Source organism: Pectobacterium actinidiae (genome assembly GCF_000803315.1).
GTDB lineage: Bacteria > Pseudomonadota > Gammaproteobacteria > Enterobacterales > Enterobacteriaceae > Pectobacterium > Pectobacterium actinidiae.
The window spans coordinates 467,593-480,754 of the sequence record NZ_JRMH01000001.1; the positions used below are offsets into that span (position 1 = coordinate 467,593).

Annotated in this window: 12 protein-coding genes and 1 tRNA gene; 10 read left to right on the forward strand and 3 right to left on the reverse strand. The window is 48.8% G+C overall.

Annotated features, from left to right (window positions below):
* Positions 1 to 30: 30 nt before the first annotated feature.
* Genes KKH3_RS01955 through KKH3_RS01965 form a run of 3 tightly spaced genes read right to left on the reverse strand, consistent with a single transcriptional unit; the run spans position 31 to position 1,562 of the window.
* Positions 31 to 462, reverse strand: coding sequence for a hypothetical protein (locus KKH3_RS01955; RefSeq protein WP_039355301.1), 432 nt, complete (start codon positions 460 to 462; stop codon positions 31 to 33).
* A 52-nt stretch (positions 463 to 514) separates the two neighbouring features.
* Entirely contained in the window at positions 515 to 976 is a 462-nt protein-coding gene (locus KKH3_RS01960; RefSeq protein ID WP_039355303.1) for a lysozyme, read from the reverse strand.
* Positions 969 to 1,562: a DUF2589 domain-containing protein gene (locus tag KKH3_RS01965; protein ID WP_039355305.1), complete on the reverse strand. Its 594-nt coding sequence runs from the start codon at positions 1,560 to 1,562 to the stop codon at positions 969 to 971. Before KKH3_RS01965 ends, KKH3_RS01960 begins: the two co-directional genes overlap by 8 nt.
* A gap of 445 nt (positions 1,563 to 2,007) precedes the next feature.
* On the opposite strand from KKH3_RS01965, the gene KKH3_RS01970 reads away from it, so the two are divergent.
* The 10 genes from KKH3_RS01970 (at position 2,008) to nlpI (ending at position 13,161) form a co-directional block, all read left to right on the forward strand.
* A complete protein-coding gene (locus KKH3_RS01970; RefSeq protein WP_234991480.1) occupies positions 2,008 to 2,625 on the forward strand; it encodes a response regulator transcription factor in 618 nt (205 codons plus the stop codon).
* A 308-nt stretch (positions 2,626 to 2,933) separates the two neighbouring features.
* Positions 2,934 to 3,010, forward strand: a tRNA-Met gene (locus KKH3_RS01975).
* A 218-nt stretch (positions 3,011 to 3,228) separates the two neighbouring features.
* Entirely contained in the window at positions 3,229 to 3,681 is a 453-nt protein-coding gene (rimP, locus tag KKH3_RS01980; protein WP_010279686.1) for a ribosome maturation factor RimP, read from the forward strand.
* Positions 3,682 to 3,702: 21 nt separating this feature from the next.
* Complete coding sequence (nusA, locus tag KKH3_RS01985; protein WP_039355307.1) at positions 3,703 to 5,232, forward strand: transcription termination factor NusA; 1,530 nt, start codon at positions 3,703 to 3,705, stop codon at positions 5,230 to 5,232.
* A gap of 25 nt (positions 5,233 to 5,257) precedes the next feature.
* Positions 5,258 to 7,957 (forward strand): translation initiation factor IF-2, encoded by a 2,700-nt coding sequence (gene infB / locus KKH3_RS01990; RefSeq protein ID WP_010300008.1) that lies wholly within the window; start codon positions 5,258 to 5,260, stop codon positions 7,955 to 7,957.
* 74 nt (positions 7,958 to 8,031) lie between these two features.
* Positions 8,032 to 8,430 (forward strand): 30S ribosome-binding factor RbfA, encoded by a 399-nt coding sequence (rbfA, locus tag KKH3_RS01995; protein ID WP_039355309.1) that lies wholly within the window; start codon positions 8,032 to 8,034, stop codon positions 8,428 to 8,430.
* On the forward strand, positions 8,430 to 9,374 hold the full coding sequence (gene truB, locus KKH3_RS02000) for a tRNA pseudouridine(55) synthase TruB (protein WP_039355311.1): 945 nt from the start codon (positions 8,430 to 8,432) through the stop codon (positions 9,372 to 9,374). Before rbfA ends, truB begins: the two co-directional genes overlap by 1 nt.
* Before the next feature lie 122 nt (positions 9,375 to 9,496).
* A complete protein-coding gene (gene rpsO, locus KKH3_RS02005) occupies positions 9,497 to 9,766 on the forward strand; it encodes a 30S ribosomal protein S15 (protein WP_010279698.1) in 270 nt (89 codons plus the stop codon).
* Between the two features lie 249 nt (positions 9,767 to 10,015).
* The gene (gene pnp, locus KKH3_RS02010) at positions 10,016 to 12,136 is read left to right on the forward strand and encodes a polyribonucleotide nucleotidyltransferase (protein WP_039355313.1); all 2,121 of its coding nucleotides are present in this window, start codon (positions 10,016 to 10,018) and stop codon (positions 12,134 to 12,136) included.
* Between the two features lie 140 nt (positions 12,137 to 12,276).
* On the forward strand, positions 12,277 to 13,161 hold the full coding sequence (nlpI, locus tag KKH3_RS02015) for a lipoprotein NlpI (RefSeq protein ID WP_010279700.1): 885 nt from the start codon (positions 12,277 to 12,279) through the stop codon (positions 13,159 to 13,161).
* Position 13,162 lies beyond the last annotated feature (1 nt).

Genomic DNA, 13,162 nt, shown 5'->3' on the forward strand with positions numbered 1-13,162 from the left:
TGCGGACGACTTACAGCTGAAAATAGGGCATTAATTGTCTGACGAATTTTTGTCATCGGGCATTTTTTTCCGGGCCTCAGTAATCAAATGAACGCCTTTCTTGGCCTGTTTTATTTCCGATGCAACATCCAGAATATCGTTATTCTCCCGATAGCTGAAGAAATTTGCGATTAGCGTAACCAGGCCTACGCTAATCGCGCCAACCAGATAACCTAATCCTATTGCGTTCTCCATTTTACTAATATTAACGTGCAGCAACTCGGCGATAATCCCTACCAGTGAGAAGGCCGCTGAAATGCTGATGATGATAATGATTAATGCGGCAATAAATTTGTCGTAGTTATTCAGTTTCTGCGGTCGCCAAAAGAAGGAAATACTGAGGCCGCCGAATAATCCGGCAACGGATGCAATAATATCACTGATCAGAATGTCATAAATGATAGGAAGTTCTGAAGTATCCATAATATATCCACAATGATTTTTTCTATGAAATAACCTTTTTAAATTTTTACTATTAGCTTGGTGTGATGGATTGTAGGAACAGTGCTTTCTCTGCTTCTCTACGGCGCAGGAGTCCTTCCACAACTTGTTCACCATCTTTGTCCCAACGTGGAAATTGATCGGCAGCGGCGTTATAATTACCCTGATTCAGCAGACGTAATAATGTCGACGTTTCCAGACTTTCTACTCCCAGATTGTAGGTAAATGATGTTAGTGCACCAAATTGATTTCCGTTGAGATCAACATTCACATAATGTTGAACACCGGCTTCCGCTGTTTTTAAGTCCTGCCGTAATAGTAAGTCGGCTTCCTGAAGGGTAATGCCGTTATCAAAATTTTCATGTGGCAGTATTAAATGTCCATACCCAATGGTCCATCTGCCTGCGGTATCGAGATACTTTGTTAATTTCAATCCTTCAAAGCTCTTAATGAGATCGAGACCGGCTTCATTGATCGTGTCTGGAATATTAGCCATTGTTTTTTTCCTTTTGCGTTATTCGGGGGAGAATGAGATTGGTGTATTCATCAATTAACCGCATGATGCTTTCTGGAGGATCCAGCGCAGTGAATTGCATTTCTATATCGACGTGCTGACTATTCCTGCCTTTTTTGTTTTTGCCTGAAGGTGACATGCTGACGTGAAAATTAGTGATGTGATGATCGTCTAAAGATGAGTCTATGTCGTCCTGACTGACCGCATCAGTTCTCACTGTCATTTGTACTTTCATTTTTTCCAGCATCAACCCTCTTGGGGTAGAAAGGGCAACCAGAGGCAGTTCGACGTGGTGTCGGGGATCGAGTTGAATCGCAACCGTCTTTGGGGTTAACACGCCATCAGCGTTACGTTCAAAAAATGGATCGAGAGTTTGTTGATATTGATGAGCGATAAATTGATTGGCGGCTGTGGCTGCATGCTGCATGCCGCGAGCAATGTCCGCTAGCGTCATTGCCTTTGGTGACGTGATGCTATCGTTCAGTGTGGAATGGGAGGGGGCTTTTTGAGTATTATCGCCATTTTCTGTTTTTTTATTTTCCCCCGTTATCCAGTTCTTGAATGACATTTGTTCTCCTTATCTTATTCTTCAGGCGATAAAAACAAATAGCCTGGAGTGAAATAAATGATAATTTGAGAAGACGTTAACAGCTAATGAGGCGGGCGCGTATCAGCCATTGTGTTAAAGGTGTAATGCAATATGGCATAGGCTATTTACCCCCTGTTTTATATTTATTCATGTTTTAAATGTCTTCGGTAAATATTTCTTATCTTTATGAAATCATTACGCCATTAGAACGTGTTTTGAGATAGTATTTCATTGCTAAAAGTATTCCTCTTTGAGTCGGTAATCTAAAAATATCATGTCAGTATGTGCGAATGAATATAGCCCAGTCTATAAGGTAAACGGCATATGCCAAATGGCGTGACATCATATCTTTCAAGATAGGCTAAAACTTCTTAGAGGGTGTTTTTAAATATGGCATTTTAAAATAAAGGTAAATGGAGATTGCATGGTGAACGTTGTTATCATTGACAAATCCCCTGTTTTCATTCAGGGGTTATCTGTTGGGCTGAATGATTTTATGCACGGTGTCAATATTGTTGGCGTAAAGGAAATTGACGAAGTATGGCCTTTCCTCGAGGAGATGAACAACGCTTTTATTTTACTAAATTGTAATAAAGAAAATGAAGAATACAGTTTATTCCTTGAGGTTCTACATGAAAAATATATTAGCGCCAGTGTGATTGTGATGGTTGATACTATTGAAAGACATATTTTGAATTACTATCTGAAACACCATGTTATGGGCGTCATTCTTAAAACATCACCCGTTGATTCTATTGCTCAGGCATTAAAAACGGTATCGATGGGTATGGTCTGTTTGCCGGATGATGGGGTGATCTATGAGGGGTGGAGTGTCGATAACAGCGTAAAAGGCAAACTCAGTGAAAGGCAGCATGAGGTTCTACAACTGATAGCGTCAGGCGCTTCTAACAAACAAATCAGTCGGACGTTAAACATCAGTGCAGGAACGGTGAAATCGCACCTGGAGTCGATTTTCAGGCGGCTTAATGTGCGTAACAGAACACAGGCTGCGATCGTACTATTAGAAGAAGAACGAAGATAAATTCTACACCATTATATTATTGAGTTATTGTTTGATTTACGCACCAGGGAATCCCCCACAGCATCACCTTTTTCAGCTATTCCAGGCGTCTGTGCCTTTTTTGCAGCGGTTGGCCTGTTTTGTGGCTAGCGTGACGACACAAGACCTGTTTATGAACAGTGGAATGCCATCACGCGGTAGCCGCTTCTACGCCCACCATGATTATTGACAAAAGAATGTATTTCGCGTATAAGAATCGCCTTCGAACCAATCCTATGGATGACTTGCATTTGTGCAGTTGTCAGCGTAGTATTTGCCACGATTTCGGACGCGGGGTGGAGCAGCTTGGTAGCTCGTCGGGCTCATAACCCGAAGGTCGTCGGTTCAAATCCGGCCCCCGCAACCACTTAACTTCCAGTAAAGTGTTTTTTCAAATACGTTCTTCACTCAATTTCTATCTCTTTTTGCAGTGATTTTTGAAAAAATCCTTCACCGAAAGTTATGCCGCATCGGTAAGCGGTATTAGGGTCCAGTTGCATAAAGCCCCGATTTATCGGGGTTTTTTGTTATTTGGCAACAAACAACTGGGCTATTAGGCCCTTTTTTTATGTCTTGGGGGTGGACTTGTCCACATTAGAGCAAAAATTAACAGAGATGATTTCAGCACCCGTTGCCGCATTAGGCTACGAATTGGTTGGGATTGAATTCATCCGTAGTCGCCAATCGACGCTGCGTATCTATATTGATAGTGAAGATGGAATCACTGTTGATGATTGTGCTGATGTCAGCCACCAGGTCAGTGCGGTATTGGACGTAGAAGATCCAATCACTGTCGCCTATAACCTGGAGGTTTCGTCTCCAGGACTTGAGCGTCCCTTATTCACGGCAGCACATTATCTGCATTTCGTTGGTGAAGAAGTCACCGTGGTGCTGCGTATGGCAGTCCAGAATCGCCGTAAATGGTTGGGTGTGATCAAAGCTGTTGACGGCGAAATGATCACCATAACAGTGGAAGGCAAAGATGAAGTATTCGCGCTGAGCAACATTCAGAAAGCGAATCTTGTACCCCACTTTTAAAGTTTGGATGAGGCAACTAGGATGAACAAAGAGATTCTGGCTGTTGTTGAAGCAGTTTCCAATGAGAAAGCCCTTCCGCGCGAGAAGATTTTTGAAGCGCTGGAAACCGCACTGGCGACAGCGACCAAGAAAAAATATGAGCAGGAAATTGATGTCCGCGTCAGTATCGATCGCAAAACGGGCGATTTCGATACCTTCCGTCGTTGGTTAGTGGTGAATGAAGTCACTCAGCCAACGCGTGAAATTACGCTTGAAGCGGCGCAGTTCGAGGATCCTGCTCTTGATGTCGGCGGTTACGTTGAAGATCAAATCGAATCCGTAACGTTTGACCGCATTACGACGCAAACGGCAAAACAAGTCATCGTACAGAAAGTTCGTGAAGCAGAACGTGCGATGGTTGTTGATCAGTTCCGTGAGCAAGAAGGCGAGATTATCACCGGTGTCGTGAAAAAGGTGAACCGTGATAATATTTCGCTTGAAGTCAGACCAATCGATGGCTCTAACACCAGTGCAGAAGCGGTAATTGGCCGCGAAGACATGCTGCCTCGTGAAAATTTCCGCCCTGGCGACCGTATTCGTGGCGTGCTGTACTCTGTTCGTCCTGAAGCTCGCGGTGCTCAACTGTTTGTCAGCCGTTCCCGTCCGGAAATGCTGGTTGAACTCTTCCGCATTGAAGTGCCAGAAATCGGTGAAGAAGTTATCGAGATTAAGGCAGCGGCCCGCGATCCGGGTTCACGTGCGAAAATTGCAGTGAAGACGAACGACAAACGTATCGATCCTGTCGGTGCTTGTGTCGGTATGCGCGGCGCACGTGTTCAGGCTGTTTCCAGCGAGCTGGGCGGCGAGCGTATTGATATCATTCTGTGGGATGATAATCCTGCGCAGTTTGTCATCAATGCCATGGCACCTGCCGATGTGGTATCGATCGTGGTGGATGAAGACACCTGCACGATGGATATCGCTGTCGAGTCGAGCAATCTTGCTCAGGCGATTGGTCGAAACGGGCAGAACGTACGTTTGGCTTCCCAACTGTTAAAACAGCATCGTTCAGACGATCGTTGGGAACTGAACGTGATGACAGTGGAAGATCTTCAAGCCAAGCATCAGGCTGAAGCACATGCTGCAATCGACGTCTTTACCAAGCACCTTGATATCGATGACGAGTTTGCCACCGTGCTGGTTGAAGAAGGTTTCTCCTCACTTGAAGAACTGGCTTACGTGCCAATCAAGGAACTGTTGGCCATCGAAGGCCTCAATGAAGAAACCGTTGAAGCATTGCGTGAGCGTGCGAAAGCCGCATTAACAACGCTGGCACTGGCGCATGAAGAAAGCCTTGGTGACGGTCAACCTGCTGAAGACTTGCTTGGCTTGCCTGGGCTGTCGCGTGAGTTGGCGTTCAAGCTTGCTGCGATCGGTGTTTGTACGCTGGAAGATCTTGCTGAACAGGGTGTTGACGACCTGACAGATATTGAAGAGCTCAATGATGAGCAAGCGGGCGAATTGATTATGGCCGCACGTAATATCTGTTGGTTTGGCGACGACAACGAATAACGAACTGTAGCAGGAAAGGAACAGCATGACAGATGTAACCGTAAAATCGCTGGCCGCAGAGATTCAGACGCCGGTTGACCGCCTGATACAGCAGTTTGCTGATGCGGGAATGACCAAGTCTGCATCGGACTCTGTGACCCAGCATGAAAAAGAAACGTTATTGGCGCATTTGAACCGCGATCGCGGTAATGCACCGAGTAAATTGACGCTGCAACGCAAAACGCGCAGCACGTTAAATGTCCCTAGCACCGGCGGAAAAAGTAAGTCGGTGCAGATCGAAGTCCGCAAGACACGCACTTATGTAAAACGCGATCCGATTGATGCCCAACAGGCTGAAGAGGAAGAGCAGGCACGGCGTGAAGCGGAAGAACAGGCACAACGTGCCGCTGAAGAGCAGGCTAAACGCGAGGCCGATCTGCGCGAAGCTGCTGAGAAAGCGAAGCGTGCTGCCGACGAGCAAGCCAAACGTGAGGCCGCTGAAAAAGCTAAGCGTGATGTAGCGGAAAAAGAAAAAGTGACGAACCAACAAAACGAAAATATGACCAAGCCGGCTCAGTCTGAGAAAGCGAAACGTGAAGCGGAAGCTGCCGAACTTAAGCGTAAAGCAGAAGAAACTGCACGTCTTAAGGTTGAAGAAGAAGCTCGTCGTATTGCTGAAGAAGCTCGCCGTATGGCTGAAGAAAATGCCGGGCGTTGGGAAGCGGAAAGCGCTAAACCTGAAGAATCTGCCGATTATCATGTGACGACCTCTCATCATGCCCGCGAAGCGGAAGATGAAAACGACCGCCAGGTTGAAGGTGAGCGCCGTACCCGTACTCGCGCAGCCAAAGTCACCAAGCAGAAGAAAGGTAATCGCCAGTCTGAGTCCAAGGCTGACCGTGAAGAAGCGCGTGCCGTTACCCGTGGCGGTAAAGGTAAACGTAAGCCAAGTACACTGCAACAGAGCTTCAATAAGCCCGCTCAGGCAGTGAACCGCGATGTGATCATCGGCGAAACGGTTACCGTTGCTGAACTGGCTAACAAAATGGCCGTTAAAGGCTCTCAGGTCATCAAGACGATGATGAAACTGGGCGCAATGGCAACCATCAACCAAGTCATCGACCAGGAAACTGCGCAACTCGTCGCGGAAGAGATGGGCCATAAAGTCATCCTGCGTCGTGAGAACGAGCTGGAAGAAGCGGTAATGAGTGACCGTGATACCGGTGTTGCAGCGGAATCCCGCGCACCCGTCGTGACCATCATGGGTCACGTTGACCACGGTAAAACCTCACTGCTTGACTATATTCGTTCAACGAAAGTAGCAGCAGGTGAAGCGGGTGGTATTACCCAGCACATCGGTGCTTACCACGTTGAAACTGACAACGGTATGATCACGTTCCTGGATACACCGGGACACGCCGCGTTTACCGCAATGCGTGCTCGTGGTGCTCAGGCAACGGATATCGTGGTACTGGTTGTTGCAGCGGATGATGGCGTGATGCCTCAGACCATCGAAGCGATCCAGCATGCGAAAGCGGCTCAGGTTCCGGTTGTTGTTGCAGTAAACAAAATCGATAAGCCTGATTCTGATCCAGACCGTGTGAAAACTGAACTGTCTCAGTACGGCATCATGCCGGAAGAGTGGGGCGGCGAATCTCAGTTTGTCCACGTATCCGCTAAAGCCGGTACGGGTATCGATGAACTGCTGGATGCGATTCTGTTGCAGGCTGAAGTTCTGGAACTGAAAGCGGTCCGTAGCGGCATGGCGAACGGTGTTGTGATCGAATCCTTCCTGGATAAAGGTCGTGGCCCGGTTGCAACCGTACTGGTACGTGAAGGTACGCTGAATAAAGGCGATATCGTTCTGTGCGGCTTCGAATATGGCCGTGTTCGTGCGATGCGCGATGAGTTAGGTCGTGAGATCACGTCTGCGGGTCCTTCTATTCCTGTCGAAATTCTCGGTATGTCCGGTGTGCCTGCCGCAGGTGACGAAGCAACGGTTGTTCGTGACGAGAAGAAAGCGCGTGAAGTGGCCTTGTATCGTCAAGGTAAATTCCGTGAAGTTAAACTGGCTCGTCAGCAGAAATCTAAACTGGAAAACATGTTTGCCAACATGACAGAAGGTGAAGTTTCTGAGCTGAACATCGTTCTGAAATCTGACGTTCAGGGTTCTTGTGAAGCGATTTCCGACTCACTGCAGAAACTGTCTACTGACGAAGTGAAAGTGAAGATTGTCGGTTCCGGTGTGGGCGGTATCACAGAAACGGACGCCACGCTGGCAGCGGCATCGAATGCGATTATCCTTGGCTTTAACGTTCGTGCAGATGCATCAGCTCGCCGCGTCGTTGAAGCGGAAAGTCTGGATCTGCGTTATTACTCTGTCATCTATGATTTGATCGACGAAGTGAAACAGGCGATGAGCGGTATGCTGGCGCCGGAATATAAGCAAGAGATCATCGGTCTGGCCGAAGTGCGTGATGTCTTTAAATCACCGAAATTTGGCGCTATCGCTGGTTGTATGGTGACGGAAGGTATCGTTAAACGTCACAACAAGATCCGTGTACTGCGTGACAACGTGGTGATCTATGAAGGCGAGCTGGAATCTCTGCGCCGCTTCAAAGATGACGTTAACGAAGTCCGTAACGGCATGGAATGTGGTATCGGCGTGAAGAACTACAATGATGTTCGCCCTGGCGATATGATCGAAGTCTTTGAAACGATTGAGATCAAACGTACGATCGCGTAATCCGTTTTCAGCGACGACGTAAATGATTCGTAAGGGGGGCCTAGTGCCCCCCGATTTTTACTTGAGGATTTATCATGGCAAAAGAATTCAGCCGCACCCAGCGCGTTGCGCAGGAAATGCAAAAAGAAATCGCCATTATCATTCAACGTGAAGTGAAAGATCCGCGCATCGGCATGGCGACCGTCTCCGGTGTGGAAGTGTCCCGTGACTTGGCCTATGCCAAAGTTTTTGTGACCTTCCTGAATGATAACGAACCAGAGCAAGTTCAAACAGCTGTGAAAGCATTGCAGGATGCTTCTGGCTTTATCCGTACCCTGGTTGGCAAGGCAATGCGCTTGCGTGTCGTTCCGGCCTTAACATTCTCCTACGACAACTCATTGGTTGAAGGGATGAGAATGTCCAATCTGGTGACCAATGTGGTCAGAAATGATGCGGAACGTCGTCCTGCTACGGGCGAAGACCAGGAGGATTAATGAGTCGTCCTCGCCGCCGTGGCCGTGATGTACACGGCGTATTGTTATTAGATAAGCCGCAGGGCGTGTCGTCTAATGATGTTTTGCAGAAGGTAAAACGGATTTTTAACGCTAACAGAGCGGGCCATACGGGGGCGTTGGATCCATTAGCCACCGGTATGCTGCCGATTTGTCTTGGGGAAGCGACAAAATTTTCTCAGTATTTGCTGGATTCTGATAAACGCTACCGTGTCATTGCTCGGCTTGGGCAACGAACCGACACTTCTGATGCCGACGGCAACGTGATTGAAGAACGTGCGATTGGTTTTTCTGCTACCGATCTGGAGCAGGCGCTGGAGGGCTTTCGTGGCACCACGCAGCAAGTACCATCCATGTATTCGGCGCTGAAGTATCAGGGGCGTAAGCTTTATGAGTATGCGCGTCAGGGGCTGACGGTTCCGCGTGAAGCCCGTGAAATCACCGTGTACGAACTCCAGTTCATTCGCTGGGAAGGGGATGAGCTGGAGCTGGAGATTCACTGCTCGAAAGGCACGTACATCCGTACCATTATTGACGATCTGGGCGAAAAGCTGGGCTGCGGCGCGCATGTGATTTACCTGCGTCGTTTACAGGTTGCCACCTATCCTACCGAAAGAATGGTGACGCTGGAGCAGCTAGCGACTTTGGCTGAGCAGGCTCAAACACAAGAGCACCCGCTTGCGCAGAGTCTCGATCCGTTGCTCATGCCGATGGAAAGCCCAGTCATTGATTTTCCTGAGGTGAATCTGACGCCGGTTGTTGCTGGTTATTTGAAGCTGGGGCAAGCGGTTCAGGCAGCGAGTGCGCCCTTGAACGGCATGGTGAGAATCACTGAAGGTGACGAACACAAATTTATCGGAATGGGCGAAATCGACAGCGATGGCCGCGTTGCGCCACGTCGTCTGGTTGTTGAGTTTCCGGTGTAAACCCGCCTGTTGCTGCCTTGCTATCGCAGAACGCTGAGGGTAGAATAGCGCGGCTTGACTATTGGGTGGCTGAATTAGAGATCGGCGCCTGTTTTTTTATCTATAATGTTTGGAGTATTACAATGTCTCTAAGTGTTGAAGCTAAAGCTAAAATCGTAGCAGACTTCGGTCGTGGCACTAACGATAGTGGTTCTACTGAAGTTCAGGTTGCTTTGCTGACTGCGCAGATCAACCATCTGCAAGGCCACTTTTCTGAGCACAAAAAAGATCACCACAGCCGTCGTGGTCTGCTGCGTATGGTTTCTCAGCGTCGTAAGCTGCTGGACTACCTGAAGCGTAAAGATGTAGCACGTTACACCAGTCTGATCGAGCGTCTGGGTCTGCGTCGCTAAGTCTTCTGAGTTTCAGTGGGAAGGGGCCTCTTTTGGCCCCTTTCTTCTAGGAAGCGTTAGCAAAACAGAGTAGTGTATTGTTGTTAATATGATCTTTCATTACAGAGGTTCGCGCGGCTAATGAGAGGCTTTATCTGCATAAGCAAGATAAGGGTTGTCATTAGTCGTGAGAATGTAGTGCAAAGATCGGGAGTTCACTGGCGCGTTTATCTTGAATACATGTAGCGCGCCCCAGCTAAGGATATTATTTTGCTGAATCCGATCGTTCGTAAGTTCCAATATGGTCAGCATACCGTCACGTTAGAGACGGGTATGATGGCACGCCAGGCTACCGCCGCTGTGATGGTAAGCATGGATGACACCGCGGTATTCGTTACCGTTGTTGGCGCCAAAAACGCCAAACCCGGCCAAAGTTTCTTCCCATTAACGGTTAACTATCAGGAGCGTACTTACGCTGCTGGACGTTTCCCTGGTGGTTTTTTCCGCCGTGAAGGCCGTCCAAGCGAAGGCGAAACGCTGATTTCCCGCCTGATCGACCGCCCGATTCGCCCTCTGTTCCCAGAAGGTTTCCTGAATGAAGTTCAGGTGATTGCGACCGTCGTTTCTGTTAACCCGCAGGTTAGCCCTGACATCGTTGCCATGATTGGTGCCTCTGCGGCGCTGAGCCTGTCTGGTATTCCGTTCAACGGCCCTATTGGTGCGGCGCGTGTTGGTTACCTAAACGACCAGTATGTCCTGAACCCAACGATGGATGAGCTGAAAGAAAGCCGTCTGGATCTGGTGGTTGCCGGTACAGAAGGCGCGGTTCTGATGGTGGAATCCGAAGCCGATCTGCTGAGTGAAGATCAGATGCTGGGTGCTGTGGTGTTTGGTCACGAGCAACAGCAGATCGTTATCCAGAACATCAACTCACTGGTTGCTGAAGCAGGCAAACCGAAGTGGGAATGGCATGCACCAGACGTTAACGTTTCTTTAGAGCAGCGTGTACAGGCTTTGTCTGAAGCACGTCTGGGTGACGCTTACCGCATCACTGAAAAACAAGAGCGTTATGCACAAGTCGACGTCATCAAAGCTGATGTTGTTGCCGCTCTGCAAGCCGAAGACGAAACACTGAATGCGGGTGAGATCCAGGAAATTCTGGGTAACGTTGAGAAAAATGTCGTACGTAGCCGTGTGCTGGCTGGCGAACCGCGTATCGATGGCCGTGAAAAAGACATGATTCGTGGTCTGGATGTGCGTACTGGCGTACTGCCGCGTACTCACGGTTCTGCACTGTTCACCCGTGGTGAAACGCAGGCGTTGGTAACGGCTACGTTGGGGACAGAGCGTGATGCGCAGAATATCGACGAACTGACCGGTGAACGTACCGATCGCTTCCTGCTGCACTACAACTTCCCTCCGTACTCTGTTGGTGAAACCGGTATGGTCGGTTCACCTAAGCGTCGTGAAATCGGTCACGGTCGTCTGGCTAAGCGTGGCGTATTGGCAGTCATGCCGAAGGCGAACGAATTCCCGTACACCGTGCGTGTAGTGTCTGAAATCACGGAATCCAACGGTTCTTCTTCTATGGCGTCTGTCTGCGGTGCTTCTCTGGCTCTGATGGATGCTGGTGTGCCGATCAAATCAGCCGTTGCGGGTATCGCGATGGGTCTGGTGAAAGAAGGCGACAACTTTGTTGTTCTGTCCGACATTCTGGGTGATGAAGACCACCTGGGCGATATGGACTTTAAAGTTGCCGGTAGCCGTGAAGGTATCACCGCGCTGCAGATGGATATCAAGATCGAAGGGATTACCCGTGAGATCATGCAGGTTGCTTTGAATCAGGCCAAAGGTGCACGTTTGCACATTCTGGGCGTGATGGAGCAGGCGATCAGTACGCCGCGTGGCGATATCTCTGAATTCGCACCGCGTATTCACACCATCAAGATCAGCACCGATAAGATTAAAGACGTGATCGGTAAAGGTGGTTCAGTGATTCGTGCGCTGACGGAAGAAACAGGCACGACTATTGAAATCGAAGACGATGGTACAGTGAAGATCGCTTCAACCGACGGCGAAAAAGCGAAACACGCGATTCGTCGTATTGAAGAGATCACTGCCGAAATCGAAGTCGGCCGCGTGTATCAGGGTAAAGTTACCCGCATCGTTGATTTTGGTGCTTTCGTCGCTATTGGCGGCGGCAAAGAAGGCCTGGTACATATTTCTCAGATCGCCGACAAGCGCGTAGAGAAAGTGACTGACTACCTGCAAATGGGTCAGGAAGTACCGGTTAAGGTTCTGGAAGTTGATCGTCAGGGCCGTGTGCGCTTAAGCATCAAAGAAGCCAATGCGCCAACTCAGGAAGCGGCAGCCCCGTCTTCTGAGGAATAACGACTGTTAGAAAACGGTCTTATGGCACCTTGCCTGATTATTATGGCAAGGTGCCGCGTGTGTCGTAAGGGTATGGATGTCCTTGCGTCGAGCGGTCCGGGACAGGATGTTCATCCAATGTTTGTCTTCGGGAGTGGGAAATGAAGCCTTTCTTGCGCTGGTGTTATGTTGCAACAGCACTCATGCTGGCAGGATGCAGCAACACGGATTGGCGTAAAGACGCAGTATTGGCGATTCCGTTACAGCCTACTTTGCAGCAGGAAGTGATTCTGGCACGCATGGAGCAAATCCTTGCAAGCCGGGCATTAACCGATGATGAACGAGCACAGCTATTATATGAGCGCGGAGTGCTGTATGATAGTCTCGGGTTACGGGCATTGGCGCGGAATGATTTTTCACAAGCGTTGACGATCCGCCCTGATATTCCAGAAGTTTTTAACTATTTGGGTATCTATTTAACGCAGGCAGGCAATTTTGATGCTGCCTATGAAGCGTTTGATTCTGTACTAGAGCTTGATCCAACTTACAATTACGCGCGTTTAAACCGGGGCATCGCTTTGTATTATGGCGGTCGCTACCTGTTAGCGCAGGATGATCTGCTGGCGTTTTATCGAGACGATCCGAATGATCCTTTCCGTTCGTTATGGCTGTATCTCGTGGAGCGAGAAATCAATCCAGAGACGGCCAAAATTGCGTTGAAAAAACGCTATGACGACGCCAAGAAAGGGCCTTGGGGATGGAATATTGTCGAATTCTATCTGGGCAGTATCAGTGAAAAAACACTGATGCAGCGTTTACAGGTAGAAGCTACGGATAACACTTCGCTCGCTGAGCATCTCAGTGAAACTGACTTCTATTTAGGTAAGCACTACCTAAGTCTGGGGGACAAGAACACCGCTTTGGCGCTGTTCAAGCTGACGGTTGCCAACAACGTTCATAACTTTGTTGAGCACCGCTATGCATTGTTGGAATTGGCGCTATTAGGCCAAGAGCAAGACGACCTATCAGGATCGGACCAGCAATAGC